Source organism: Enterobacter cloacae complex sp. GYL001 (assembly GCF_049237125.1).
GTDB lineage: Bacteria > Pseudomonadota > Gammaproteobacteria > Enterobacterales > Enterobacteriaceae > Enterobacter > Enterobacter hormaechei_C.
Map to the genome: position 1 here is coordinate 590,825 of NZ_JBMKGW010000002.1, position 26,317 is coordinate 617,141.

Sequence of the window (26,317 nt, forward strand, 5' to 3'; positions counted from 1 at the left end):
ACAAATGCGCGTCTTTCATATACTCAGACGCGCATTCTGTAGAAGAGTTCAGTTTATTTTAAAAAAATCACTATCGGAGGTGACGTATGCCGTTATTAGATAGCTTTACTGTCGACCATACCCGTATGGAAGCACCAGCAGTCCGCGTGGCGAAGACCATGAACACGCCGCACGGCGACACGATCACCGTTTTCGACCTGCGCTTCTGCGTGCCCAATAAAGAAGTGATGCCAGAGAAAGGCATTCACACGCTGGAACACCTGTTCGCCGGATTCATGCGCGACCACCTGAACGGCAACGGCGTGGAGATCATCGATATCTCTCCGATGGGCTGCCGCACCGGTTTCTACATGAGCCTGATTGGTCAGCCTGATGAGAAACGCGTCGCGGATGCGTGGAAAGCGGCGATGGAAGACGTACTGAAGGTGAAAGAGCAGAACCAGATCCCTGAGCTGAACGTTTACCAGTGCGGCACTTACCAGATGCACTCTCTGGAAGAAGCTCAGGAGATTGCCCGTCATATCATCGAACGTGATGTTCGTGTAAACAGCAATGACGAGCTGGCCCTGCCAAAAGAAAAACTTCAGGAACTGCACATTTAGTATCGTGCCTGTGGATGCCCGGTGGCGCTTCGCTGACCGGGCCTACAATTCTGATGACGACAACCACCACCTTCTCCTTTACCCATCGCCCGCTTGTGCCGTTTTCGCATGATTATGCTCATGGCGACAGCGAGCCGTGGCATCAGCACGACTGCGCGCAGCTCCTGCACAGCCTCACCGGCGTCGTGCGGGTCGATACCGCATCCGGCTGCTGGGTGGTGCCGCCCGGTCGCGGCGTCTGGCTACCTGCGGGTACGCAGCACGCCTTGCGCATCACCGGCAACGTTGCTGCCCGCACGCTGTTTATCGACCCGCTGGCGCGCGCCGATCTTCCGGCGACCTGCCAGATCGTGCAGATCTCGCCCCTGCTGCGCGAGCTGATCCTGACCTCCCTTACGCTTCCTGAATCTTACGCACCCGGAAGCCGCGATGAACGTGTTTATGAACTGATCCTCGATGAAATTCGCCTCATGCCGGTACTGCCGTTTCACCTGCCCGAGCCGGAAAGCGAAGCGCTGCGCCACCTCTGCCAGCAGATTCGAATGGCCCCGGGAGAAAGCTGGAGCAGCGCCCAGGCCGCAGGTATTGTGGGGATGAGCGAACGCACGCTGAACCGCCATTTTCAGCAGCAGACAGGCCTGAGCTACGGCGAGTGGGTGAGAAGGGCGCGACTGCTGGAAGCCTTAGTGCGGCTGGCGCAGGGCCAGCCGGTATTACGCGTGGCGCTGGATCTGGGGTATGGCAGCCACAGCGCCTTTACGGCAATGTTTCGCCGGGTAATGGGTCTCTCACCCAGCGATTACTTCAGGAACGACTGACCGCGTTAAAAAGCGCCTGAATCGACGCGCGTGCCACGTCGCTGTCGATGCCCACGCCCCAGCGGCTGGTCCCATCCTGGAACAGGCAGCGGATATAGGCCACCGAGCGGCTGTCGCTGCGTTCGCCTAACGTATGTTCGTGATAATCCTTGATCACAAACGGTGCGTTGATCCAGCGGCTTAAGCCGTGAGCGGCGGCGGAGAGCAAACCGTTTCCCTGGCCTTCCAGCTGGCGGGTGCCCCCTTGCGTGGCGACGCTTGCCGTCAGCCGCAGCTGGCCGTCCTGCTGGCTGTCGCTGCGGTACGATTGCAGCGCTAATGGCGGGCTCGCCACCAGGCCGTAGCGGGCGCGGAACAGCTGCCAGAGCGCATTCTGCGTCATCTCTTTTCCATGGTTATCCGTTTCCTGCTGCACGTGCTGGCTAAAATCCTGTTGCAGGGCGCGAGGCAATTTCAGGCCGTGGTTTTGCTCAATAAGCCAGGCGCTTCCGCTTTTTCCTGACTGGCTGTTCACGCGGATCACCGCTTCATAGGTACAGCCAATATCCTGCGGGTCGACGGGCAGATAGGGCATCTCCCAGCGTTCGCCAGGCTTACGGGCATCGAAACCTTTCTTGATGGCATCCTGGTGCGAGCCGGAGAAGGCGGTGTAAGCCAGACGACCCGCCCACGGATGGCGCGGATGGACGGGCAGCTGGTTGCAGGTTTCTACCGTTTCAACCACCCGATTCATATCACTGAAATCCAGATTCGGGCTAATGCCCTGGCTGTAGAGGTTCATCGCCAGCGTCACCAGGCAGACGTTGCCCGTGCGCTCACCGTTACCAAACAGGCAGCCCTCCACGCGGTCAGCCCCGGCCATGACGGCCAGCTCTGCGCTGGCGACGCCGGTACCGCGATCGTTATGCGGGTGCACGCTGATACAGACGTCACTGCGGCGGCTGAAGTGGCGGCAGAAATACTCGATCTGGTCGGCATAGACGTTCGGCGTGCTCACTTCGACGGTAGCGGGGAGGTTGAGGATCATCGGACGCGCCGCGCACGGCTGCCAGATCTCCGCCACGGCTTCACAAATCTCCAGCGCAAACTCCGGTTCGGTAAAGCAGAAGGTTTCCGGGGAGTACTCGTACTGCCAGCGGGTGTCAGGGTTCTCTTCACACAGCTGACGAATCAGGCGCGTCGCGCGCGTCGCCAGCTCGACGATTTGCGCTTTCTCCATGCCGAATACCAGACGGCGGAACAGCGGGGCGGTGGCGTTATACAGGTGAACGGTGGCCTGCTTCGCGCCGCGCAGGGAGTCGAAAGTGCGGCGGATAAGATCGTCCCGCGCCTGCGTTAACACCTGAATGGTGACGTCATCCGGGATGCGGTTCTCCTCAATCAGCTGACGCACAAAATTGAAGTCCGTCTGCGAGGCGGACGGGAAGGCGACTTCGATTTCTTTAAACCCGCAGCTCAGCAGCAGATCCCAGAATTGCAGCTTGCGCGCGCTGTCCATCGGCTCGGCCAGCGCCTGGTTACCGTCGCGTAAGTCGGTCGAGAGCCAGCGCGGGGCGCGGGTAATAATCTGCTCCGGCCAGCGGCGGTCGGGCAACGAAAGGGTGGGGTAAGGCTGGTATTTGTCGGCGGGTGTGTTCAGCATGGTGCGCTCCTGTCGTCTTTTCACTATCGTGAATCGATTTCAGGCGCGCTGCTTTATCGGAACTGACAATCGCTGTCGCGTTTTGGACAAGGGGGGCGATTGTTGCCCGGTGGCGCTGCGCTTACCGGGCCTACGATCGTAGGCCGGGTAAGGCGTAGCCGCCACCCGGCAACCCGTGCACAGGGCTAGTGCGCCCCACCGCCCCCGCTACCGGCCCCAAACGGTGGTTTGGCAAACCACACCAGCCCCAGCAGGACGATGAAGATCCCCGCCGATATCCAGAAAATCTCGTTTGCCGAGATAATCAGCCCCTGGTTGGTGATCTGCTGGGCAAGCCAGCCGGACGCCTGCTGCTCCGTCATCCCCATCCCCTCAAGCTGGCTATACATCTGCTGAGCGTTAGGGTTGAACGGGTTCACCGCTTCGGTGAGTTGAGCATGGTGCATCGATTCCCGGTTGGTCCACAGCGTGGTGGTGATCGAAGTCCCGATGGAGCCCGCCAGCGTACGGGTGAAGTTCGACAGGCTCGATGCCGCCGCCATCCGCTCAGGCGGTAAGCCGGAAAGCGTAATGGTGGTCAGCGGCATAAAGAAGCACGCTACGGCGAAGCCCTGAATAAACTGCGGCCACGCGGAGGCGCCAAAGTCCATTCCCGGTTCAAACGTATACGCGCGCCAGTAGAAGCACACGGCGTACATGATGAAGCTGAACGTCACCAGCCTGCGCATGTCGAGCTTATGGGCGAAACGGCCAATAATCGGCGACAGCAGAACCGGAATTAACCCCACCGGCGCGGAGGCCAGCCCCGCCCAGGTTGCGGTATAGCCGTACACCTCCTGCAACAGCTGCGGCAGCAGAACAATCGCGCCGAAGTAGAGCATATAGGCGAGACTGATACAGAGGCAGCCGATGGTGAAGTTTCGCGATTTAAACAGCGAGAGGTCGACTATCGGATTATCGTCCGTCAGCTCCCAGACAATCAGGAAGCTGATGGCCACCACGGCGACCACCGTCAGCACAATGATTTCCGTAGAGGCAAACCAGTCCAGCTCTTTGCCGCGGTCGAGCATGATTTGCAGGCTGCCGATGCCGACAACCAGCAGTGCCAGCCCGATGCCGTCGATCCGCCGCTGTTCGGTCCGCGTTTCGCGACCACGCAGAGACTGTAGCGTCATCAGCACCACCAGCGCACCGATGGGCACGTTGATGAAGAAGATCCAGCCCCAGTGATAGTTATCGCTGATATAGCCGCCGAGGATTGGCCCGCAAATTGGGGCGACGATCACCGTCATCGACCACAGCGCGAGCGCGATGGAGCGCTTGGCGGGCGGATAGTTGTTCAGCAGCAAACTCTGCGACAGCGGAATCAACGGCCCGGCGACAATCCCCTGGATGACGCGGAAGAAAATCAGCATCGTCAGGCTGCTGGACATGCCGCAGGCCCAGGAGGCCAGCACGAACAGGATCGTCGACCAGAGGAACAGCTTCACTTCACCGACGCGCTTCGCCAGCCAGCCGGTGATGGGAATGGAGATGGCGTTCGCCACCCCGAACGAGGTAATGACCCAGGTCCCCTGGCTCAGCGATGAGCCAAGGTTCCCGGCGATCGTAGGGATCGCCACGTTTGCGATGGTGGAGTCCAGCACCTGCATGAATGTCGCCAGCGACAGCGCAATGGTCATAATGACCAGCTGCGCCCCCTCCAGCGGTTTTTGCGGCTTTTGCTGTTGCATAACGCTCACCTTCGGCTTAACCGGCGTTTGCCTTCACGATGTCATCGATCAGCTTATTGACCGGATCGAGGCTAATTTCACGGGCGTTACTTTCATAAGCTGGCGTACTGCGCACCTGGCTTGCGAGGATCTGACCGTCGCGGTTGGCGGTATCGACCGTCACCAGCGTGGAAAGGCCAATTCGCAGCGGATGGTCTGCCAGCTGCTTAGGATCCAGCTCGATACGCACAGGCAAGCGCTGTACCACTTTGATCCAGTTGCCGGTGGCGTTCTGTGCAGGCAGCAGGCTGAACGCGCTGCCGGTCCCCATGTCCAGACCGACCACTTTTCCGGTGTACTTGATGTCATCGCCGTAAATATCGCTGACCACGGTCGCGGTCTGGCCGATACGCATATGCGCCAGCTGAGTCTCTTTGAAGTTCGCATCGACCCACAGATTGTTCGCCGGAACGACCGCCATTAGCGGCGTGGTGGTGCTAATCTGCGCCCCAGGCTGTACGGAACGACGGGAAACGTAGCCGGTCATCGGGCTGACGATTTTGGTACGTTGCAGGGCAAGCCATGCGTTACGCACTTCGGTCGCCGCCTGTTTCACCGCTGGCTGGTTTTCCAGAGAGGTACCCAGCACCATCGCCTGATTAGCGTTGTACTGTTGGATCGCCACGTCCAGCTGCGCCTGTGCGCTGGCCACCGCATCGCGGGCGTGCTGCAACTCTTCACGGCCAATCAGGTTGGCGGTGCCGAGAGGAACACGACGATTGAGGTCGCTCTGCGCCTGAGCCAGGGCCGTTTTCTGCACGTCGATATTGGCCTGAAGCTGCTTGCTGTTGATCATCAGCTGGCGGGTCTGGCGAACGCTGGAGGCCAGCGCCGTCTGTGCTTTTTCAAACGCCTGTTGGGCGTCGGTCGGGTCGAGCGTGACCAGCACATCGCCTTTTTTCACAAAGTCGGTGTTATCAGCCCAGACTTTCGTCACGCTGCCTGACACCTGGGCCATGATTTGAACCTGATTCCCTGCCACGTATGCATCGTCTGTCTCTTCAACATGACGCAAGACTAAAAACCAATAGATCCCATATGCCACGGCAATAATAATAAAGAGCAAGGTCAGCAGAATAAGGGCGCTCTTACGTTTGCCCTTTTTGTTGGCCGGTTGCTGCGGGAGGGTGTTCTCCGCATTTGCGCTCATTGTTGTTCTCCACGATCTTTTTATTTTCACATCGGCTGAGCCGACCTGTTGTCAGAAAGGCCAGCAGTTTCACGTGCTGGCCTGTCAGTTTTTCTTTTTAGCAATCTGGAATGTTGAGCGGATCGTCGCGTTAGCGCAGCGCCTCAAGGATGACGCCGTCTTCATCCATCTGGTCCAGACGGGTAAGCAGCTTGCGAGTAATGTGCTCAAGCTGGTCGCGCTCGGCGGTGCTGAGGGCAGACCAGAGCTGGTGCAGGCAGTTGTGCTGCGGTGGCAGCACTTCGCGCAAGAATTCGTGACCTTTCTCGGTCAGTTGCAGATGCAGGCAGCGGCGATCGTTATCGCTTTCACGGCGTTCAATCCAGCCGCGCTTTTCCAGTTCATCCGCGATACGGGTCGCATTGGTACGGGATGACCCCAGCGCACAGCTCAGTTCCGACGGCTGAATGCTGTGATTTTCCTGAGACTCCAGCGTAATCAACGCCATAAACAACGTCTCGTTAATCCCCTGCGCTTTCAGCATCTTGTTACGATTTTCCAGCAGCTTACCCTGCATGTGCATGCACAGGCGGGTCAGCAGGATTTCCTGATACGGGAAGTCCTCATGACGACTGGCGCGGAACTTAAGCATTTGTTCAATGGGCGTAAACGAACTATCCATTTTGGGCATAACCTCATTAATTACAGCCGATATAGTAACGACAGTGACAAATAATGTAAATGAATTATTTGTGCGGTTATATCCGCCAAACGTATGTCACCATCAGAAAGCGCCGGGTAAATCCGTGACCCGGTGAGCACAGAGAGCGTGGGGTGTGTACCCGCGAAAGAGGGGATGTGAGGACAGGGGTCTGAACTATTCATGCCGGTAGTAAATATGTCACCCACAGTAAAATTTCTGGGATAAATGATTACCGTTACCTTAACAGATGCAGGCCCCCTTTACACCCCAGGGGGCCCAAAGCAATGTAAAACTTAGTGAATTGCTTCCTGACGGTGATAGCCGCGCCACCATACCAGCAGATTTATCGCCGCGACGATGGCGCCGATGGCGCATACGCCCGTCCAGCCCGCGTGCTGCCAGGCGGAGGCTGAGATTAGCGAGCCCGCCGCGCCGCCGATAAAGTAGCTGGTCATGTACCCGGCCGTCAGACGGTTACGGGCATCCGGCTTCACGCGGTAAATCACGGTCTGGTTGGTGATATGTACACCCTGCACGGTGAGGTCGAGCACCAGAATACCGACAATCAGCGCCAGCACGGAGACGTGTCCGTACCAGATGGCCGCCCAGGAGAGCAGGAGTAAAACCAGCCCTGCGGAGGTGGTCATATGAGATTTGCCTTTGTCGGCCAGCCCACCCGCCGGGCGCGCGCCCAGTGCGCCAGCCGCGCCTGCCAGCCCGAAAAGGCCAATCACGCCTTCTGAGTAGTTAAACGGCGGTGCGGCGAGCAGAAACGCCATCGACGTCCATAAGATGCTGAAGTTAGCGAAGGTGAGACACCCCAGAATGGCGCGCGTGCGCAGGAGTTTATCCCGGGTAAAGAGGCTGAAAACGGAGGCGAGGAGCTGCGGATAGTTCAGGTGATTTTCCTGCTTCACCCTTGGCAGGCCGCGCCACAGGGCCAGCGCCATGATAACCATCAGCACGCTCGCCACCCAGTAAACGGTGCGCCAGCCGCCGAGGCTCGCCAGCAGCCCGGCAACGGTTCGCGCCAGCAGGATGCCCAGCAGCAGGCCGCTCATGATAGTGCCGACCACTTTGCCGCGTTTTTCCGGGGAAGCCAGCGTCGCGGCGAGGGGAACCAGAATTTGCGCCACCACCGAGAACAGCCCCGTCAGCGCGGTGCCGATAATCATCATCGTTAACGACTGGCTGCTGGCGGTGATCAACATCCCGCCCGCCGCCAGCAGCGTCATGGAGACGATAAGCATCCGGCGCTCAAACATATCGCCTAATGGCACCAGGAACAGCAGCCCGGCCGCATAGCCGAGCTGTGCGGCGGTGACAATAAACCCGGCGGAGCTGGCTGAAAGATCGAAGGCGCGTGCGATGGTGTCGAGCAGTGGTTGTGCGTAATAGTTGCTGGCGACGGCCAGACCCGTTGCCACGGACATTAAAAGGATGAGTGCGGGGCTAAGCCCTTGAGTTGTTTTTGTCATTAGTTTCAGGAATCGTGAGTTAAGTGATTATTTTTCCGGAAACATAATAACCAATGATGGTGAATGTTGGGGAATTGTTACGTGGTGGATTGTGCGGTTAAGGTTGGGGGCGGTTTGATCCCCTCACCCCGACCCTCTCCCAGGGGGAGAGGGTGGTCATCGTTCCCTCTTCCCCTGGGAGAGGGTTAGGGTGAGGGAAAATGTTTTACTTCTGTGCCTCAAGCGCCTCTTTCACCCAGCCATCGAACTGCTGCTGGTGGGCTTTGATCCAGCCATCCACGTGGCCTTTGATATCAGCTTCGGATGATTTACCCGCGTGCATCATCGCGTTCTGGGCGTTAATGTCTGCCAGCGGCAGTTTCATCACCGAGAACAGCTTCGCCGCCGCCGGGTTTTTCTCGGCCCAGGCTTTGTTCGCCACAATATGCATGGTGTTCACCGGGAAGCCATAGTTCATGCCGTTTGGCAGTTTGGTGTCGATATCTTTCTGCTCGCCTGGCAGGGAGGAGAAGGGCACCTGCAACCACACCACGTCTTTGCCCGGCTTCAGCACGTCGCTCACCCAGTACGGCGTCCAGGTGTAGTAGATCACCGGCTTGCCTTCTTTAAAGCGGGCGATGGTGTCGGCCATCATCGCAGAGTAATTGCCGTGGCTCACGTCGACGGTCTTCGCCAGATCGAAGGCTTTGTTCTGGTGGTTAATCACCGCTTCACAGCCCCAGCCCGGCGAACAGCCCATCATGTCGGCTTTACCGTCACCGTTGGTATCAAACAGTTTTGCGATCTTCGGATCTTTCAGCTGTTCAATATTGGTGATGTGATATTTATCGGCGGTTTTCTTGTCGATCAGATATCCCTGCGCAGCGCCGGTCACAAAGGTGCCTTCGCGGTAGAATTTCTTGTCACCGCCTGCGGCGGCATACATGTCGTCGTGCAGCGGCTGCCAGTTCACGGCGGTAAAGGTGGCGTCACCGGAGGCAATGGAGGTATAGCCCACGTTGTAATCCACTTCGCTGGCGGTATTCACCGTATAGCCCAGTTTCTCCAGCGCACGGCTGACAATCTGGGTCTGGAAGGACTCTTCCGAAATGGTGCTCTGCACCGGCTGCACGGTAATGCCTTTGCCCGGCAGGTCAGCGGCAACTGCGCTGGTGGAGACAAGGGTCGCAAACGCTGTGGCAAAAAGTACGTTATGTCGCATCGTTGTTCCTTATTTTGTAAATGGGCGGGTGAGTAACCCGACAGGGCCGGTGGTGTACCAGCGACGGTTGCCGCGACTACGTGAATCACGACCGACAGCCTGGGTCAGGCGGTCAAGAATGATGGCGAGGATCACAATCCCGACGCCGCCGACGGTCGCCAGCCCCATATCGAGACGGCCAATGCCGCGCAGTACCATCTGACCTAACCCGCCAACGGCAATCATCGAGGCGATCACCACCATCGACAGCGCCAGCATCAGCGTCTGGTTAACACCTGCCATAATGGTCGGCATCGCCAGCGGAAGCTGAACCTTAAACAGCATCTGACGCGGGCTGGCGCCGAACGAGCGCGATGCCTCTATCAGATCCGCAGGCACCTGGTTAATGCCCAGAATGGTCAGGCGAATAATCGGTGGCAGGGCGAAGATAATGGTCACGACCACCCCCGGTACGTTACCGATGCCGAACAGCATCACGATAGGCACCAGGTAAACGAACGCTGGCGTGGTCTGCATCGCATCCAGCAGCGGGCGGATAATCTTCGCGGCCCGGGGGCTGCGCGCCAGCCAGATCCCCATCGGCAGGCCGATCACCACGCAGAACAGCAGGGCGGTCAGCACCAGCGCCAGGGTGATCATCGCCTGAGACCACGCGCCAATCGCGCCGATGGCAATCAGGGAGATGAGCGTGGCGATCCCCATACCCGCGCTGCCGAACTGCCATGCGATCAGCGAGAACAGGATAATCGCCACCGGCGCGGGCATGCCCAGCATCAGCTGCTGGAAGCCGTTCAGGATGTAATCCACCGGGATGCGGATCCCCTGGAACACCGGACGGAAGTGGGTAACGACCCAGTCGATCCCCTCCGTTACCCAGCTATCCAGCGGGATCAGCGTCTTGTGGAACGGATCCATAATATTGAAATGCTCTGGGGCAGGCGCTGGTGCGCTGTTGAGCCAGTCTGCCGCGCCGCCGCCATCGGCAGGCGCAGGCGTCGACCCCCACGCATCGGCAGATTGCGCCGCGCTGTCCGCTGCTTCAGTGGTGCCCCATGGGTTTGATTGATCAGCCATTGTTTGTCCCCTCGCGATCTAAAGCCTGTAGCAGCATCCGTTTTGAGATGATGCCAACGTACTGTTGTTCTTCACCGACGACCGGCACGGCGCACGGCGCCTGACCCACGTGAGAGAGCAACTCGCTGAGCGGCGTTTCGGCGTCCACGGCAAGCGGAGCGTCAATCAACGCCGCATCGATTCCCTGGTTTTCGCTCAGGGCGGTTTTCAGAGAGTCGATGGAGACCACGCCGACAAATTTATTGCCGCGTTCAACCAGATAACCGTATTCACGGTCTTCGTCCTGCAACAGCTTCAGCGCGGAGCGCGGGCCAAAACCTGGCGTTTTACGAATAATGCCGTTTGGTGTTCGACGGGCAATATCTTTCGCACTGAATACGTGGCTAATATCCACGCCGCGGAAGAAGGTGCGCACATAATCATTCGCCGGATTATTGAGAATTTCATCCGGTGTGCCGACCTGCACCACTTCACCATTTTGCATAATGGCGATACGGTCGCCAATACGCATGGCTTCATCCAGATCGTGAGAAATAAAAACAATGGTGCGCTGATGTTTGGCCTGTAATTTTACCAGCTCATCCTGCATCTCGGTGCGAATTAAGGGATCGAGCGCCGAGAAGGCTTCGTCCATTAATAAAATGTCCGGATTAATCGCTAATGCACGCGCTAATCCCACACGCTGACGCATACCGCCGGAGAGTTCATCCGGATACGCATGAGCATAATTTTCCAGCCCGACCTGACGCAGTGCATCAAGGGCTTTTTCCTGACGTTCCTGAGCGGGCGTGCCGGCTAACTCCATGCCAAAGGCGGTATTATCGAGTACCGTCATGTGCGGCATCAGTGCAAATGACTGAAACACCATCGCAATTTTCTTTCTGCGCACCTCACGGAGATCTGCGTCTGATATTCTGGCGATATCCACGCCGTCTATCAGCACCTGTCCGCGGGTGGGTTCAATCAGGCGATTGAGAAGGCGAACCATAGTGGATTTACCCGAACCGGATAATCCCATGATGACAAAAATCTCGCCTTCTTCAATGGCCAGACTGGCGTCTTTAACGCCAAGCGATAGCCCGGTTTTTTCCAGAATTTGCTCTTTCGAAAGGCCTTTCTCAATATATTTGAAAGCACGCTGCGGGTGCTCGCCAAATACTTTATAAAGATTTTTCACTTCTAATTTAATTGCCATGCAATAGAGAGTGTCCTGTTATTTGTTTATGTCGATATGATTACCATGGTAAATAGTTAACTGGCATTACCCTAACATACTCAGAATCTGAGACAACCCTGGGCCGGCCTGAGGCCGGAATTTTGCCGCAAGCGAAACGGCTGAATTTCCCATGAATAAAGGGCTGAGGGCGGTTTGAATTTTTCTCAATTTTTTGCTGCTGCATCGGGAAATTTCGCCTGAATCGGTGTGATTCAGGCGAATATGACGGGGAAATTACAGTGTAGTACGTAGTGGAATATTCGGCTGGAAATAATGAAATGCAGAGTTAATTAATGAACGTTAATTCATTCATTAAAAATCCCAGTCCTCGTCTTGCGTTTCCACCGCTTTACCCATCACGTACGACGAGCCGGACCCGGAAAAGAAGTCGTGGTTTTCATCGGCGTTGGGCGACAGCGCCGCGAGGATCGCCGGGTTCACCTCCGCCATTTCTGGTGGGAATAACGCTTCGTAGCCCAGGTTCATCAGCGCCTTGTTGGCGTTATAGCAGAGGAAGGCTTTTACGTCCTCTTCCCAGCCCGTTCCGGCGTACAGCTCTTCGGTATAGCTCAGCTCGTTGTCATACAGATCCATCAGTAAATCGAGGGCAAAACCTTTGAGTTCCTCGCGTTTTTCCGCGCTGACTTTCTCCAGCCCTTTCTGATACTTATAGCCGATGTAATACCCGTGTACCGCTTCATCGCGGATGATGAGGCGAATCAAATCGGCGGTGTTGGTGAGCTTGCCCCGGCTCGACCAGTACATAGGCAGCCAGAAGCCGGAATAGAAGAGGAAAGATTCCAGGAACACGCTGGCGATCTTCTTCTTCAGCGGCTCGTCGGCCCGGTAATATTCCAGCACCAGATCTGCCTTGCGCTGCAATGACGCGCTCTCTTCACTCCAGGCGTAGGCCGCGTCCACGTCTCTGGTCTGGCACAGGGTGGAGAAAATCGAGCTGTAGGAGCGGGCATGCACCGCCTCCATAAAGCTGATGTTCGACATTACCGCCTCTTCGTGCGGGGTCAGCGCATCACTCATCAGCGCGGGCGCACCCACGGTATTCTGAATGGTGTCCAGCAGCGTCAGGCCGGTAAAGACGCGGATTGTCAGCTGCTGCTCGGCATGGCTCAGGGTTTGCCAGGCCGGAATATCGTTGGAGAGCGGGACCTTTTCCGGCAGCCAGAAGTTGCTGGTCAGGCGGTTCCAGACCTCCAGGTCTTTATCATCCTGAATTTTGTTCCAGTTAACGGCACTTACGCGTGACAGTTTCATCCTTTCTCCTTACAGCGCGCAGGACACGCAGCCTTCAATTTCGGTGCCTTCCAGCGCGAGCTGGCGCAGGCGAATGTAGTACAGCGTTTTGATGCCTTTCTTCCACGCGTAGATCTGCGCTTTGTTGATATCCCGCGTGGTGGCGGTGTCCGGGAAGAAGAGCGTCAGCGACAGCCCCTGATCCACATGTTTAGTCGCCTCGGCGTAGGTATCAATGATCTTTTCCGGGCCAATCTCATAGGCGTCCTGGTACAGCGCCAGATTCTCGTTGGTCATAAACGGGGCAGGGTAGTAGACACGCCCGGTTTTGCCTTCCTTACGGATTTCAATCTTCGACACGATGGGGTGGATGCTCGACGTGGCGTGATTGATATAGGAAATGGAGCCGGTTGGCGGCACCGCCTGAAGGTTCTGGTTATAAATGCCGTAGCGCATCACCTCTTCACGCAGCTGTTGCCACATCTCACGCGTCGGCAGGGTGATGCCAGCGCGGGCAAACAGCGCGCGTACTTTTTCGGTTTTCGGCTGCCAGTCGCCTTCCAGATACTGGCTGAAATACTCTCCGCTGGCGTAGCGGGACTGCTCAAAGCCTGCGAACCGCTGGTGGCGTTCGCGCGCCAGCATCATCGAGGTATGCAGCGCATGCCAGGTGATGGTGTAGAAATAAAGGTTGGTGAAATCCAGCCCTTCCGGGCTGCCGTAGGCGATGCCCTCCCGCGCCAGATAGCCGTGCAGGTTCATCTGCCCAAGGCCGATGGCATGCGACGCGGCGTTGCCCGCCTCAATGGACGGTACGCTGCGGATGTGGCTCATGTCCGATACCGCCGTCAGCCCGCGAATGGCGGTCTCTACCGTGCGGCCAAAATCGGGTGAATCCATGGTATGGGCAATATTCAGCGACCCGAGGTTACAGGAGATATCCTTGCCCACGTCCGCGTAGTCGAGGTTTTCGTCGTAGCTGGACGCGCTGTTGACCTGCAAAATCTCCGAGCACAGATTGCTCATGTTGATGCGCCCGGCAATCGGGTTAGCGCGGTTCACCGTGTCCTCGTACATGATGTACGGATAGCCGGACTCAAACTGAATTTCAGCCAGCGTCTGGAAGAAATCGCGGGCGTTGATGGTTTTTTTGCGAATGCGATCGTCGGCCACCAGCTCGTCGTACAGCTCGCTTATCGCCACGTCGCCAAAGGCTTTGCCGTAAATCCGCTCAACGTCATACGGTGAGAAGAGCGCCATGTCGGCATTCTCTTTAGCCAGCTTAAACGTGATATCCGGGATCACCACGCCAAGCGACAGGGTTTTGATGCGGATCTTTTCGTCGGCGTTTTCACGTTTGGTATCCAGAAAACGTAGAATGTCCGGGTGGTGCGCGTGCAGATAAACCGCCCCCGCGCCCTGACGTGCGCCAAGCTGGTTGGCGTATGAGAAGGCATCTTCCAGCATCTTCATCACCGGGATGACGCCGGAAGACTGGTTTTCGATGCGCTTAATCGGCGCGCCCGCTTCCCGCAGGTTCGAAAGCAGAAACGCCACGCCGCCGCCGCGTTTCGAAAGCTGTAGCGCCGAATTCACCGCACGGCCAATCGACTCCATATTGTCTTCAATACGCAGCAGGAAGCAGGATACCAGCTCGCCGCGCTGGGCTTTCCCGCAGTTAAGGAACGTTGGCGTGGCGGGCTGGAAGCGACCGGAGAGGATCTCCTCCGTGAGTCTTTCGGCTAGCGCTTCATCGCCCTGCGCCAGCGTCAGCGCCACCATCACCACCCGATCTTCAAAGCTTTCTAAATAGCGTTTGCCGTCAAAGGTTTTCAGGGTGTAGCTGGTGTAATACTTCCACGCGCCGAGAAACGTCTGGAAGCGAAAACCGCTGGCGTGCGCCCGTTCGAACAATGCCACCACGAAGGCGCGGTCGTAGCGGGTGAGGACACGCTCTTCGTAATAACCCTCTTTTACCAGCCAGTCGAGACGTTCCTGCTGGCTGCCAAAGACGACGCTGTTCGGGCGTACATGAGCGGCAAAAAAGGCGTCCACCGCCTCATGATCTTTGCCAAACTGAATGCGCCCCTCGCGGTCATAGAGGTTTAGCATGGCGTTTAATGCGTGGTAATCCGGCGTCGCCTGAATCACGCGTTCTGCGGTTGTCGTTGCCAAAATTCGTTCACTCCTTTACGCACGTTCTCTACGTCCTGCTGTGTCCCCATCAGTTCAAAACGATAGAGATACGGCACGCCGCATTTTTGAGAGATGACATCCCCGGCGCGGGCAAAGGCCTCGCCGAAGTTGCGATTGCCTGCGGCGATCACGCCGCGAATCAGCTGCCGGTTATGGGGATCGTTCAGAAAGCGGATCACCTGACGAGGCACAGCCCCTGCGGTGCCGCCACCGCCATAGCTGGGCACCACCAGAATGTAGGGTTCGTCTACCTGAATACGCTCCCGCTCGTTCAGCGGAATGCGTATCGCGGGCAGCCCGAGACGCTCCATAAACCGAAGCGTGTTTTCCGAGCTGCTGGAAAAGTAGACCAGCGTGCTCATGCACTGACGCCCTGAGCGGCAAGGCGGTTGATCATGTCCGGACGGAAGCCAGACCAGCTGGTGTCGCCGGCAACGACAACCGGAAGCTGACGAAACCCCTGCGCCCGCAGGGTGTCTGCCGCGTCGGGCACCTGATCAATATTGACCATCTCAAATGCCACGCCGCGGCTCTCCATCGCCCGTTTCGTGGCGTGGCACTGAACACAATCGTTACGAGTGTAAATAATAATGCTCATGATTCGTATTTCCATTTAGAATGAGAGAACGGCGCGAGTAAACGCGTCATGTTGTGTGTGTCTTGCTAAAGGGAATACTAGATGTAGTTGCGATAAGTTTCAACCACACAAGATATGGGAAATACAGATTAATAAGGCCCCAATGATGAGCCTGGCGGGGCAGGGCGGGCTGTGCGGGTTTTTCAGGCTGTCAGGCAAAGAAAAGCCCCGGCGCCTGAGGCGACCGGGGCTGAGAACGCGCGCTTACTTACGCAGGCTAAGCAGGGCGCCGACAAAAATCCCGACCGCCGCGACCGTTCCCAGCGTACAAAGTGGTTTTTCACGTACGAAGGTGGTGGCGCAGCTGGCCATGTCGCAGGCCGCCTGAGTGGTACGTGAGCGGCCATTCATCCTTGCCCGCGTTTCACGCAGCAGAGACTGAGCCTTACGTTTCGCGGCATCTGCTTCGTCCTTCGCGTCAGAGCCCCAGGATTTCAATACGGCTTCCAGCGTGTCCGCTAATTGGCTGACATCGTTACGAATATCCTGTGTGTCGTCATTAATATCGTTTCGGTTCGGTCTGTTAAACATACGATCCTCCATAATTTGTGTTCCCGTTTAGTTTAGTCCAGAAATGTAATATCTGAAGCGAGTCACGGCTTATCGGGCAGTTTATGGAATATTCTGAAAGCCCTGCTAATGCTGAATACTGTAAGGTTGCCGGGCAGGAATGATAATGAGGAAAAGATATGTATTTACGACCCGATGAGGTGGCGCGCGTTCTTGAAAAAGAAGGGTTCACCATGGATGAGGTAACATCAAAAGCGTACGGATATCGCCGTGGTGAGAATTATGTTTACGTCAACCGTGAAGCAAGAATGGGGCGTACTGCTCTCATTATTCACCCGACACTCAAAGACAGAAGCCTGTCATTTGCTGAGCCCGCCTCGGATATTAAAACCTGCGATCATTATCAGCAATTTCCGCTCTATTTAGGCGGCGAGACGCATGAACATTATGGTATTCCGCACGGTTTCAGCTCGCGTATGGCGCTGGAGCGGTTCCTGAAAGGGCTGTTTGGCGACGTACAATAACTCTGCGACTGGCCTGAGCCAGTCGCCTTACCTTACGCTTTTGCCTGGCTATAAGGGCTGACTTTAAACAGGCGGCGGCAGTAGTCAAGAAAGTAACCGTACACCGCACCCATCAGCATGGATACCACGATATTTGAACTTACCGCAGCGGCGATTTGATGCCAGTCTGCGCCCACCGTCAGCAAAATAACCACGTACACCGGGGACTGGAACGTTACGTAAGCCAGCACGTCCGCCAGGTTTTTTACCCAACCCACCGGGCTAATACGCCGGGCTAAACGCATCACTGCATCGCGATACAGGCCGTACGGCCAGGCAATCATGATATTCACCGGAATGGCCACCAGGCGCGACGAGAGGGATTGCTCAAAGGACATTCCCGACAGGAAAATTTCAATCAGCATATTCACGACGGAACAGTAAACGACCATCGCGAACGTATCCGCTACCGCATGGCGCAGGCGAGACTGCGGTGAGAACATGTCTGAACTCCTCGAACAGGACAAAAAAGTGGCGTTTTACCTGCGGCCTTTAGTGCTTTAGGTTGGTTTGTTATGAGTGTATAGCGTATCTCTCTGGCTTTTAACTAACAAGTAGTGATTAATTTTTATTTACTGGCGCTTTACCCATAAAATTCTCTAAAGTTGTGCGTTTTTTGCGCGCTTCGTTATTTTCTCTCCTTGTCCATATTTTATTATAATAAATCAATGGATTAGTTTATCAGTGCGCGTGTAAAACCTCTGTTGTGTGGGAGAGTGGAGGCGGTTTTTTGAACTGTTTTAAACAGGGGTTTTTGGCCTGGGGAAGGGCGGTATATTACGCATTAAAACAGACATATATTTCGGGGTTATATTAACGGGATATTCTAAAACATTTACAATAATGTCAAAACGTCAGGGTGGGTAGATATCAGAACAAAAATCAATTATTCTGTTGCCTGATTTATGTTATACACACGAAGAAAGGTTTTTCATTATTATGGCTTTAACGTTACAGAATCTTAATAATATTCGTACCCTCCGGACGCTGGCACGTGAATTATCCATGGATGTTCTGGAAGAAGTGCTGGAAAAATTCCGGATTGTCACTGAAGAAAAACGCAGCGAGCAGGCTGAATTAGAGCGTCAACGCGCTGAACAGCAGGATAAAATTAATGCTCTGCTGGAACTGATGAAAGCTGACGGTATTTCTCCGAGCGATCTGTTAGGCAGTGATCTGGCGCAGGCGGGTCAGCCGACGAAAAAACGTAAAGCGCGTGCGGCGAAATATCGTTTTACTGACGCGAACGGTGAAGAAAAAACCTGGACCGGCCAGGGGCGTACGCCAAAGCCAATTGCAACCGCACTGGCAAACGGTAAATCGCTGGACGATTTCCTGATCTGATGATTATTCGGGCGGTGTATTCCGCCCGTTTATTGACTTAGCAGACGCCAAAGTCACCTTCTTCGGAGTACAGAACCACGTCCGCCGCTTTCAGGTGATATTTCTCGCCCTGCTCATTGCTGGCCTGCACAGCCACAATGTTTTCACCATTCACTTCGAGCACTTTCAGTTTCGGACCGCCCTGACGCGGTTGGACATAATCACCGACAGAAAACATAGCACCTCCTCATCATTGTCATGATCTTCACCATAGCCCACGTCCGGGGGCGGGGTACAGCCTAATCTTTCAGATACTCCTTATCAGGTACGTCGGTTCCACGGCATCACTTTCAGCAATCAGCGCGTTTGCCTGCTGCGGCGAAATAAGAGGAAGAGACATTGCGTTTCCTTACGGTCAATTTCAGAACAGTAGAGCATTTAAGGCGGGGGTTTAAGCCAGTGTAAAGAGGGTAAAGGCAGGTAAAAGCGCGAGAGACGAATGGCAGTTAACCGTAAACTGGCTACGCTTAGAGAAGTGTCTTTTATAATTTTCAATTGGTTAGCTTGCACGGAGTGTTTTATGGGTTTTTGGCGCGTTGTTTTTACGATTATTCTCCCGCCGCTGGGCGTGCTGCTTGGCAAGGGGCTGGGCTGGGCGTTTATTCTGAATATCCTTCTGACTATCCTGGGCTACTTCCCCGGTCTTATCCACGCGTTTTGGGTTCAGACGAAGAGCTAGGTACGCCACAGTAAGTCACTGTAGATCCGGGTCAGCACGCCTTCTGGGCCAAACTGCTGTTTGATCCAGCGCGTGACCTGACCGGTCGCCGCATGCTGCGTGGCGAGCAGCATGCGCGAATCCTGACGTGGATTATTGATCCGCCGCGTTACCAGCAGCCCGTCCTCCACCGCCTCACGCGTCATATATTCCGGTAAAAAGCCAATACCTTCCCCCAGGATCTGACACTGGCATTTCGTGTTGAAGTCCGGCACCAGAATCGCCTCCTGACCGTGAAGCAGCCAGCCCACCTTCTTGTTGATGGTATGCGCGGTGTCCTCGACCATGATATTGGGATACAGACGCAGCTGACTTTCGGAAATGGGCTCCGGGGCGAACGCCAGCGGATGCGTGGGCGCGATGGCAAATACCCAGCGGATCGCCCCTATCTCGGTGTAATCAATGCCGCCGCCGTCCAGCAGCGTATCCGGCGCGCCAATGGCGATATTGGCCTGATTATTAATGATGGAATCCCAGACGCCGTTATACACCTCGGTCGTCACCGTGATCTGGCAGGTGGGAAACTGTTTTTTCAGCACCTGGAGCAAACGCGCGGTATGGCGTGGCGTATACAAAAGCTGATTTATGCAGATGCGCACCCGCGTCTCAATGCCCTGAGAAATGGTATCAATCCCGCGCTTGATGGCATGAAAGTCATTCAGCAGGTCGGTCGCTTTACGATAAAAATAAAAACCGGATTCGGTCAGCTCAATGCTGCGCGTGTTGCGTACAAACAGCACCACGTCCAGTCCGGTCTCCATGCGTTTGATGGTGTAACTGATGGCGGAGGTGGTCACGCCCAGTTCGGCAGCCGCTTTGCTAAAACTGCCAAAACGTGCCGCGGTGGTGAAGGCCAGCAAATTCTCTTCGGTAAAGATGGAATTCATATTATGGCTCCTGGTGACCATCAGTTTTGAACATATTTTAACGGCGGCGTTACATCATAGTTGATGTCGATCACAGTTCTGGATTTTTACGTAGAGCCGCGCTGTGTAAGGCTTTTTCAGCCATAAGGATAATGCAGCCTGAAGCGCGTAAAAGCGGTAAAACATAAGAAAAAGGTTGCACAGACGCACATTTCTCCCGGACTGTTGAATTTAACTCAACAATGAATTGCGTGTCGATGAATCATTTTTAAGCGGATTCTTTTATGACCAGGCTGTTGCTATTCTCAGGTCATCAGAAGTGAAACATAGGGAGTCTGAATATGTCTGCAACTGCACTGGTTACAGAATTTCTGCTGGCGGCAGAAGAGGGCAATATCGACGCGCTAAAAGCCTGCCTGGAGAAAGGCGTGGATATTAACGCGACCAACCGCCAGAAAAGAACCGCCATTATTATTGCCAGCCTGAAAAAGCATTACGCCTGTGTGGAGTTTTTAATTGCCGCCGGGGCGGATATTGATAAACAGGACCAGACCTGTTTTAACCCCTTCCTGATCGGCTGCCTGACCAATGATTTAACCCTTCTGCGCATTGTCCTTCCGGCAAATCCGGATCTCGATCGTCTGACGCGCTTTGGCGGCGTGGGCATTACCCCTGCCAGTGAAAAAGGGCACGTTGAAATCGTGCGTGAGCTGCTGGAAAAAACCGACATCAACGTCAACCACACCAATTTTGTCGGCTGGACGCCGCTGCTGGAGGCCATCGTATTAAACGACGGCGGCGCAAAGCAGCAGGAAATTGTGAAGCTGCTGCTCGATCACGGCGCGAACCCGCACATGACCGATAAATACGGCAAAACCCCGCTCGAGCTGGCGCGGGAAAAAGGCTTCAACGCGATCGCAGACCTGCTGCTGGCGGCAGGCGCATAGTGCATTCGGTCAGCCTTCCCCTGGCTGGCCGTTAATCAATAAACGCATTGTTACCGACGTGCATTTAGCACGACGGCGGCCCCCTTTTATCTTAAACAGGTGAAAATAATGCCAACCAAAATCGTCATAAAAAAGAATACGTATTTCGATTCGGTTTCCTTAATGTCGGTTTCCACCAAAGCCAATAAATTGCCGGGCGTCGAGCAGGCGTTTGTGGCGATGGCGACGGAAATGAACAAAGGGGTATTAAAAAACCTCGGGCTATTAACGCCGGAATTAGCGGACGCGAAAAACGGCGACCTGATGATCGTTATTAAAGGCGACGCGGCGAATGAGGAAACCCTGGCCGCCATTGAAGCGCTGTTCACGCGTAAAGAGCGCACTGGCTCCCATGATGCACGCTACGCGACGATTGCCAGCGCCAAAACCCATCGTCCGGACAGCAACCTTGCGGTGATTTCCGTCAACGGCACCTTCGCCGAACGGGAAGCGCGCCAGGCGCTGGAAAACGATCTTAACGTGATGCTGTTCTCCGATAACGTATCGCTCGACGACGAGCTGGCGCTGAAGCAGCTGGCGCATGAAAAGGGTCTGCTGATGATGGGGCCAGACTGCGGCACCGCCATTATCAACGGCGCGGGGCTGTGCTTCGCCAACGCGGTGCGTCGCGGGCAGATTGGCATCGTTGGTGCCTCCGGCACCGGCAGCCAGGAGCTGAGCGTGCGCATTCACGAGTTCGGCGGCGGCGTGTCGCAGCTGATTGGCACCGGCGGACGCGATCTCAGCGAGAAGATCGGCGGCCTGATGATGCTCGATGCCATCGACATGCTGGAGGCCGACGACGCGACCCGGGTGATAGCGCTCATCTCCAAACCGCCTGCACCCGCGGTGGCTGAGAAAGTACTGGCCCGGGCACGCGCCTGCCGCAAGCCTGTGGTTGTGTGCTTCCTGGGCCGCAACGAACCGCCAGCCGATGAAGACGGTTTGCAGTTTGCTCGTGGCACCAAAGAGGCGGCCCTGAAAGCGGTGCTGCTTACCGGCATTAAAAAAGACGACCTGGATTTACATCCGCTCAACTGGCCGCTGATCGAAGAGGTACGCGCCCGCCTGACGCCGCAACAGAAGTACATTCGCGGCCTGTTCTGCGGCGGCACCCTGTGCGACGAAGCGATGTTTGCCGCGCTGGAGAAATTTGACGATGTTTACAGCAACATCCAGCCGGATCCGGCCAGGCGTCTGAAAGACATCAGCGTCAGCCAGGCCCACACCTTCCTTGATTTCGGTGACGACGACTTCACCAACGGCAAGCCACACCCGATGATCGACCCGACCAACCGCATCAGCCGCCTGCTACAGGAGGCGCGCGATCCGCAGGTGGGGGTGATCGTGATGGATTTCGTGCTTGGCTTTGGCGCGCATGACGATCCGGTTGGGGTGATGATCGAGGCGATCAAAGAGGCACAGGCGATCGCGAAAGCCGACAACCGTCCGCTGGAAATTCTCGGCTACGTGCTCGGCACCGATCAGGATCCGCAGTCGTTGGCGCAGCAGTGCCAGCTGCTGACTGACGCAGGCGTCATCTGGGCCAGCAGCAGCACCAATACCGGATTACTGGCACGCGAATTTGTCTGCAAAGGGGAGAGAGCATAATGACGACCTTATTCAACCAGCCGCTGAACGTGATTAACGTCGGGATTGCGATGTTCAGCGACGACCTCAAAAAACAGCACGTTCCCGTGACCCAGCTCGACTGGACGCCGCCGGGGCAGGGCAATATGCAGGTGGTGGACGCGCTGGATCGGCTGGCGGAAAAACCGCTGGCGGAGAAAATTGCCGCCGCGAACAAAATTGCCCTTGAGCGGATTATTCAGTCCCATCCGGTGCTGGTGGGCTATGACCAGGCCATCAACGTAGTGCCGGGCATGACCCGCACGACCATTCTGCACGCCGGTCCGCCTGTTACCTGGGAAAACATGTGCGGGGCGATGAAAGGCGCGGTTACCGGCGCGCTGGTGTTTGAAGGGCTGGCGACGGATCTGGACGATGCGGCAAGGATCGCCGCCTCCGGAGATATTACGTTCTCGCCTTGCCACGAGCATGACTGCGTGGGCTCGATGGCGGGCGTCACCTCCGCGTCGATGTTTATGCACATCGTTGAGAACAAAACCTACGGCAACCGCGCCTTCACCAACCTCAGCGAGCAGATGGCGAAGATCCTGCGCATGGGGGCTAACGACCAGAGCGTGATCGCGCGCCTGAACTGGATGCGCGACGTGCTCGGCCCGATGCTGCGCGACGCGATGAAGATTATCGGCGAAATCGACCTGCGCCTGATGCTGGCCCAGGCTCTGCACATGGGCGACGAGTGCCACAACCGCAACAACGCGGGCACCACGCTGCTTATTCAGGCGCTGACGCCGGGGCTGATCCAGGCGGGCTATCCGGTGGCGCAGCAGCGTGAAGTGTTCGAGTTTGTCGCCAGCAGCGACTACTTCTCCGGTCCGACGTGGATGGCGATGTGTAAGGCCGCGCTGGATGCCGCCCACGGCATTGAGTACAGCACCGTCGTCACCACCATGGCGCGCAACGGCTACGAGTTCGGCCTGCGCGTTTCCGGCCTGCCGGGGCAGTGGTTCACCGGCCCGGCGCAGCAGGTGATCGGCCCGATGTTCGCGGGCTATAAGCCGGAAGACTCCGGGCTGGATATCGGCGACAGCGCGATTACCGAAACCTACGGCATCGGCGGCTTTGCAATGGCGACGGCCCCGGCCATCGTTGCGCTGGTGGGCGGCACGGTGGAGGAAGCCATCGATTTTTCTCGCCAGATGCGCGAAATCACCCTCGGCGAAAACCCGAACGTCACCATTCCGCTGCTGTCGTTTATGGGCATCCCGACCGCCATCGACATCATGAAGGTCGCGGGCAGCGGCATTCTGCCGGTCATTAATACCGCCATTGCCCACAAGGACGCCGGGATCGGCATGATTGGGGCGGGCATTGTTCACCCGCCGTTTAGCTGTTTTGAAAAGGCGCTGTTAACCTTCCGCGATCGCTACGTTCTATAAGGTATGCATCCATGAAAAACATGAAACTGGAGTGGAAAAGAGGTGACTGGGCAGCTTATTTCGGGTTGATGACCAACAACCTGACCAATTTGCTGACCATGATGGGGCTGCTCATTTTTGTCGTCGGCATCCCGAAGGAGATTGTTTATGGACGCATCGCGCCAGCCTTCGGGCTGGCGGTGCTGGTGGCGAGTCTTTGCTATACGTGGTTTGGCCTGCAAATGGCGCGCGCCACCGGACGAACGGACGTCACCGCGCTGCCGTCCGGCCCAAGCGCGCCGTCGATTTTTACCGTGACCTTCCTGGTCTTAATGCCGGTTTACCAGCAAACCGGCGATGCTGATTTCGCGATTCAGATTGGCCTGGTGTGGTGCTTTGTGGAAGCGATGATCCTCGCGGGCGGTTCCTTCCTGGGGGAAACCATCCGCAAGATGATCCCGCGTACCGTGCTGCTGTCGTGCCTGTCCGGTCTTGGCCTGCTGCTGCTGGCGATGAACCCGATGTTGCAGGCGTTCGAAGCGCCGACCGTGTCGTTTATCGTCCTGCTGCTGATCTTCATTAACTGGTTCGGTAAAAAGCCGATTTTTGCCAAAATCCCGACCGGCCTGCTGCTGTTAATTGCCGGTACTCTGCTTGCGTGGATCTCCGGCCTGCAAAGCCCGGATGCCATTAAAGCGTCCATGTCATCATTCGGCTTTAACCCGCCAGAAGTGCACGTGGACAGCTTCATGCAGGGACTGCCGCACGCGCTGCCGTATCTGGCGTCCGCCGTACCGCTGGGGCTGGCGAACTACATCTTTGACCTGGAGAACATCGAAAGCGCCCACGCGGCGGGGGATGAATACCCGACCCGCAAGGTAATGCTGGCGAACGGTCTGGCCTCGATGCTCGGCTGCCTGATGGGCAATCCGTTCCCGGTCACGGTCTACGTCGGCCATCCTGGCTGGAAAGCGATGGGCGCCAGCATCGGCTACACCCTGGCGTCCGGCGTGACCATGTTCATCGTGCCGCTGTTCGGGCTGGGGGCCTTTATGCTCGCCATCATACCGATGACCGCCATCGTGCCGATTCTGGTGTTTATCGGCGTCGTCACCGCCAACCAGGTGGTGAGGGAGACCCCGAAAGTGGAGGTGCCCGTGATCTTCATCTGCCTGTTCCCGTGGATCGCCAACTGGGCGCTGACCATGATGAACAGCGTGATGAGCGCGGCGGGGACCAGCGCGGCGAAAATCGGCACCGACGTGCTGCACAGCAAGGGGATCTACTACGAAGGCCTGATGCATCTCGGCAACGGCGCGCCGCTCGCCAGCATGCTCTGGGGCTGTATCGCCATCTTCGCCATTATCAACAAACCGCTGCGTGGGGCCGTCGCGGCGGCCGGTGGAGCGCTGCTGGCGCTGTTTGGGGTGATCCACGCGCCGGTGGTGGGCTTTGCCGAGGGCAGTTCCCTGATGTTCGTCACGGCCTACCTGATGATGGGCGGGATGTTTGTGGTGAAGCATGTGCTGGATACCTCTGTTAATCCCCCTCTCCCTGTGGGAGAGGGCCGGGATGAGGGCACCAGAACGCACCTTCTAAAGGAAACAAAATGAAAGAGCTTATGGTCGTCGCCATCGGCGGCAACAGCATTATCAAAGACAACGCCAGCCAGTCGATTGAGCATCAGGCGCAGGCGGTCAAAGCGGTGGCTGAGTCGGTGCTCGAAATGCTGGCCTCGGACTATGACATCGTGCTCACCCACGGCAATGGCCCCCAGGTGGGGCTGGATCTGCGCCGCGCCGAAATCGCCCACGAGCGGGAAGGGCTGCCGCTGACCCCGCTGGCAAACTGCGTGGCGGATACCCAGGGCGGGATCGGCTACCTGATCCAGCAAGCGCTCAACAACCGCCTGGCGGCGCGCGGGGAACAAAAAGCGGTCACGGTCGTCACCCAGGTGGAGGTGGATAAAAACGATCCTGGCTTTACGCACCCGACGAAACCCATCGGCGCGTTCTTCAGCGAGGCGCAGCGCGACGAACTGCAACTTGCGCACCCGGACTGGCATTTTGTTGAGGATTCAGGCCGGGGCTATCGCCGCGTGGTGGCTTCACCGCAGCCGCGGCGCATCGTTGAGTCGGATGCCATCAAGGCGCTGACGCAGAAAGGATTTGTGGTGATCGGCGCGGGCGGCGGAGGCATTCCTGTGGTGCGCAGTGAACAGGGCGATTACCAGAGCGTGGACGCGGTGATAGATAAAGATCTCTCCACCGCGCTGCTGGCGCGCGAGATCCGCGCCGACGTGCTGGTGATCACCACCGGCGTGGAGAAAGTGTGCATCCACTTCGGCAAGCCGAATCAACAGGCGCTGAGCACGGTGAACGTGGCGCAGATGACGCGCTACATGGATGAAGGGCATTTTCCGGCGGGCAGCATGTTGCCGAAAATCGTCGCCTCGCTGGAATTTTTACGCCATGGCGGCAGGCGGGTGATCATTACCTCGCCGGACTGCCTGCCCGCGGCGCTGCGCGGTGAAACGGGTACCCACATTATTAATGAAGGAAGATAAG

The 26,317-nt window shown here is 56.7% G+C and carries 26 protein-coding genes; 10 read left to right on the plus strand and 16 right to left on the minus strand.

What is annotated here, in order from left to right:
* Positions 1–86: 86 nt before the first annotated feature.
* Together luxS and ACOTWU_RS06935 are read left to right on the plus strand one after the other, a co-directional pair.
* Positions 87–602 carry an S-ribosylhomocysteine lyase gene (gene luxS / locus ACOTWU_RS06930; protein WP_017382778.1) on the plus strand — a complete coding sequence of 172 codons (516 nt, stop codon included), beginning with the start codon at positions 87–89 and terminating at the stop codon, positions 600–602.
* A gap of 53 nt (positions 603–655) precedes the next feature.
* Positions 656–1,420 carry an AraC family transcriptional regulator gene (locus ACOTWU_RS06935; protein WP_003862181.1) on the plus strand — a complete coding sequence of 255 codons (765 nt, stop codon included), beginning with the start codon at positions 656–658 and terminating at the stop codon, positions 1,418–1,420.
* Here the strand turns inward: ACOTWU_RS06935 and leuA are convergent.
* The 13 genes from leuA to ACOTWU_RS07000 form a co-directional block, all read right to left on the minus strand.
* Positions 1,407–3,062, minus strand: a complete 1,656-nt coding sequence (leuA, locus tag ACOTWU_RS06940; protein ID WP_126498820.1) for a 2-isopropylmalate synthase — start codon at positions 3,060–3,062, stop codon at positions 1,407–1,409. The genes ACOTWU_RS06935 and leuA overlap by 14 nt on opposite strands.
* A gap of 185 nt (positions 3,063–3,247) precedes the next feature.
* Positions 3,248–4,795, minus strand: coding sequence for a multidrug efflux MFS transporter permease subunit EmrB (emrB, locus tag ACOTWU_RS06945; RefSeq protein ID WP_006811709.1), 1,548 nt, complete (start codon positions 4,793–4,795; stop codon positions 3,248–3,250).
* A 16-nt stretch (positions 4,796–4,811) separates the two neighbouring features.
* The gene (gene emrA, locus ACOTWU_RS06950) at positions 4,812–5,984 is read right to left on the minus strand and encodes a multidrug efflux MFS transporter periplasmic adaptor subunit EmrA (RefSeq protein ID WP_062938585.1); all 1,173 of its coding nucleotides are present in this window, start codon (positions 5,982–5,984) and stop codon (positions 4,812–4,814) included.
* A gap of 130 nt (positions 5,985–6,114) precedes the next feature.
* Positions 6,115–6,645, minus strand: a complete 531-nt coding sequence (gene emrR / locus ACOTWU_RS06955) for a multidrug efflux transporter EmrAB transcriptional repressor EmrR (protein ID WP_017694792.1) — start codon at positions 6,643–6,645, stop codon at positions 6,115–6,117.
* 314 nt (positions 6,646–6,959) lie between these two features.
* Positions 6,960–8,144, minus strand: coding sequence for an MFS transporter (locus ACOTWU_RS06960; RefSeq protein ID WP_023304299.1), 1,185 nt, complete (start codon positions 8,142–8,144; stop codon positions 6,960–6,962).
* Positions 8,145–8,349: 205 nt separating this feature from the next.
* Positions 8,350–9,345, minus strand: a complete 996-nt coding sequence (gene proX, locus ACOTWU_RS06965) for a glycine betaine/L-proline ABC transporter substrate-binding protein ProX (RefSeq protein ID WP_017382774.1) — start codon at positions 9,343–9,345, stop codon at positions 8,350–8,352.
* A gap of 9 nt (positions 9,346–9,354) precedes the next feature.
* Positions 9,355–10,419 (minus strand): glycine betaine/L-proline ABC transporter permease ProW, encoded by a 1,065-nt coding sequence (gene proW, locus ACOTWU_RS06970; protein ID WP_015571659.1) that lies wholly within the window; start codon positions 10,417–10,419, stop codon positions 9,355–9,357.
* Positions 10,412–11,614, minus strand: coding sequence for a glycine betaine/L-proline ABC transporter ATP-binding protein ProV (gene proV, locus ACOTWU_RS06975; RefSeq protein ID WP_023295312.1), 1,203 nt, complete (start codon positions 11,612–11,614; stop codon positions 10,412–10,414). The genes proW and proV overlap by 8 nt, the downstream gene beginning before the upstream one ends.
* A 333-nt stretch (positions 11,615–11,947) precedes the next feature.
* Positions 11,948–12,907 (minus strand): class 1b ribonucleoside-diphosphate reductase subunit beta, encoded by a 960-nt coding sequence (gene nrdF, locus ACOTWU_RS06980; RefSeq protein ID WP_017382773.1) that lies wholly within the window; start codon positions 12,905–12,907, stop codon positions 11,948–11,950.
* Positions 12,908–12,916: 9 nt separating this feature from the next.
* Positions 12,917–15,061, minus strand: a complete 2,145-nt coding sequence (gene nrdE / locus ACOTWU_RS06985) for a class 1b ribonucleoside-diphosphate reductase subunit alpha (RefSeq protein WP_032669334.1) — start codon at positions 15,059–15,061, stop codon at positions 12,917–12,919.
* Positions 15,034–15,444 carry a class Ib ribonucleoside-diphosphate reductase assembly flavoprotein NrdI gene (nrdI, locus tag ACOTWU_RS06990; RefSeq protein ID WP_015571656.1) on the minus strand — a complete coding sequence of 137 codons (411 nt, stop codon included), beginning with the start codon at positions 15,442–15,444 and terminating at the stop codon, positions 15,034–15,036. Before nrdI ends, nrdE begins: the two co-directional genes overlap by 28 nt.
* Entirely contained in the window at positions 15,441–15,680 is a 240-nt protein-coding gene (nrdH, locus tag ACOTWU_RS06995; RefSeq protein WP_017382770.1) for a glutaredoxin-like protein NrdH, read from the minus strand. Before nrdH ends, nrdI begins: the two co-directional genes overlap by 4 nt.
* A 243-nt stretch (positions 15,681–15,923) precedes the next feature.
* Positions 15,924–16,250 carry a DUF883 domain-containing protein gene (locus ACOTWU_RS07000; RefSeq protein ID WP_017382769.1) on the minus strand — a complete coding sequence of 109 codons (327 nt, stop codon included), beginning with the start codon at positions 16,248–16,250 and terminating at the stop codon, positions 15,924–15,926.
* Positions 16,251–16,408: 158 nt separating this feature from the next.
* On the opposite strand from ACOTWU_RS07000, the gene ACOTWU_RS07005 reads away from it, so the two are divergent.
* Positions 16,409–16,753: a DUF2002 family protein gene (locus tag ACOTWU_RS07005; protein ID WP_006811693.1), complete on the plus strand. Its 345-nt coding sequence runs from the start codon at positions 16,409–16,411 to the stop codon at positions 16,751–16,753.
* Positions 16,754–16,785: 32 nt separating this feature from the next.
* Here ACOTWU_RS07005 and alaE read toward each other — a convergent pair whose 3' ends face one another.
* Positions 16,786–17,235: an L-alanine exporter AlaE gene (alaE, locus tag ACOTWU_RS07010; protein ID WP_045141881.1), complete on the minus strand. Its 450-nt coding sequence runs from the start codon at positions 17,233–17,235 to the stop codon at positions 16,786–16,788.
* A 496-nt stretch (positions 17,236–17,731) separates the two neighbouring features.
* Here alaE and stpA point away from each other — a divergent pair, with 496 nt between their 5' ends.
* On the plus strand, positions 17,732–18,136 hold the full coding sequence (stpA, locus tag ACOTWU_RS07015) for a DNA-binding protein StpA (RefSeq protein ID WP_126498821.1): 405 nt from the start codon (positions 17,732–17,734) through the stop codon (positions 18,134–18,136).
* Between the two features lie 37 nt (positions 18,137–18,173).
* Here stpA and ACOTWU_RS07020 read toward each other — a convergent pair whose 3' ends face one another.
* Entirely contained in the window at positions 18,174–18,353 is a 180-nt protein-coding gene (locus ACOTWU_RS07020; protein WP_006811690.1) for a hypothetical protein, read from the minus strand.
* 342 nt (positions 18,354–18,695) lie between these two features.
* Here ACOTWU_RS07020 and ACOTWU_RS07025 point away from each other — a divergent pair, with 342 nt between their 5' ends.
* Positions 18,696–18,854 carry a YqaE/Pmp3 family membrane protein gene (locus ACOTWU_RS07025; RefSeq protein WP_003862203.1) on the plus strand — a complete coding sequence of 53 codons (159 nt, stop codon included), beginning with the start codon at positions 18,696–18,698 and terminating at the stop codon, positions 18,852–18,854.
* Here the strand turns inward: ACOTWU_RS07025 and ACOTWU_RS07030 are convergent.
* Positions 18,851–19,780, minus strand: coding sequence for a LysR substrate-binding domain-containing protein (locus tag ACOTWU_RS07030; protein ID WP_015571650.1), 930 nt, complete (start codon positions 19,778–19,780; stop codon positions 18,851–18,853). The genes ACOTWU_RS07025 and ACOTWU_RS07030 overlap by 4 nt on opposite strands.
* Positions 19,781–20,100: 320 nt before the next feature.
* Here ACOTWU_RS07030 and ACOTWU_RS07035 point away from each other — a divergent pair, with 320 nt between their 5' ends.
* The 5 genes from ACOTWU_RS07035 to ACOTWU_RS07055 all read left to right on the plus strand — a co-directional run bounded on the left by ACOTWU_RS07035 (position 20,101) and on the right by ACOTWU_RS07055 (position 26,316).
* The gene (locus ACOTWU_RS07035) at positions 20,101–20,706 is read left to right on the plus strand and encodes an ankyrin repeat domain-containing protein (protein WP_015571649.1); all 606 of its coding nucleotides are present in this window, start codon (positions 20,101–20,103) and stop codon (positions 20,704–20,706) included.
* Between the two features lie 108 nt (positions 20,707–20,814).
* Positions 20,815–22,356, plus strand: coding sequence for an acyl-CoA synthetase FdrA (gene fdrA, locus ACOTWU_RS07040; RefSeq protein WP_045347895.1), 1,542 nt, complete (start codon positions 20,815–20,817; stop codon positions 22,354–22,356).
* Positions 22,356–23,771 (plus strand): DUF1116 domain-containing protein, encoded by a 1,416-nt coding sequence (locus tag ACOTWU_RS07045; protein ID WP_206513923.1) that lies wholly within the window; start codon positions 22,356–22,358, stop codon positions 23,769–23,771. Before fdrA ends, ACOTWU_RS07045 begins: the two co-directional genes overlap by 1 nt.
* An 11-nt stretch (positions 23,772–23,782) precedes the next feature.
* Positions 23,783–25,363 carry a hypothetical protein gene (locus ACOTWU_RS07050; protein ID WP_023295308.1) on the plus strand — a complete coding sequence of 527 codons (1,581 nt, stop codon included), beginning with the start codon at positions 23,783–23,785 and terminating at the stop codon, positions 25,361–25,363.
* Positions 25,360–26,316: a carbamate kinase family protein gene (locus ACOTWU_RS07055; RefSeq protein ID WP_045616224.1), complete on the plus strand. Its 957-nt coding sequence runs from the start codon at positions 25,360–25,362 to the stop codon at positions 26,314–26,316. Before ACOTWU_RS07050 ends, ACOTWU_RS07055 begins: the two co-directional genes overlap by 4 nt.
* Position 26,317 lies beyond the last annotated feature (1 nt).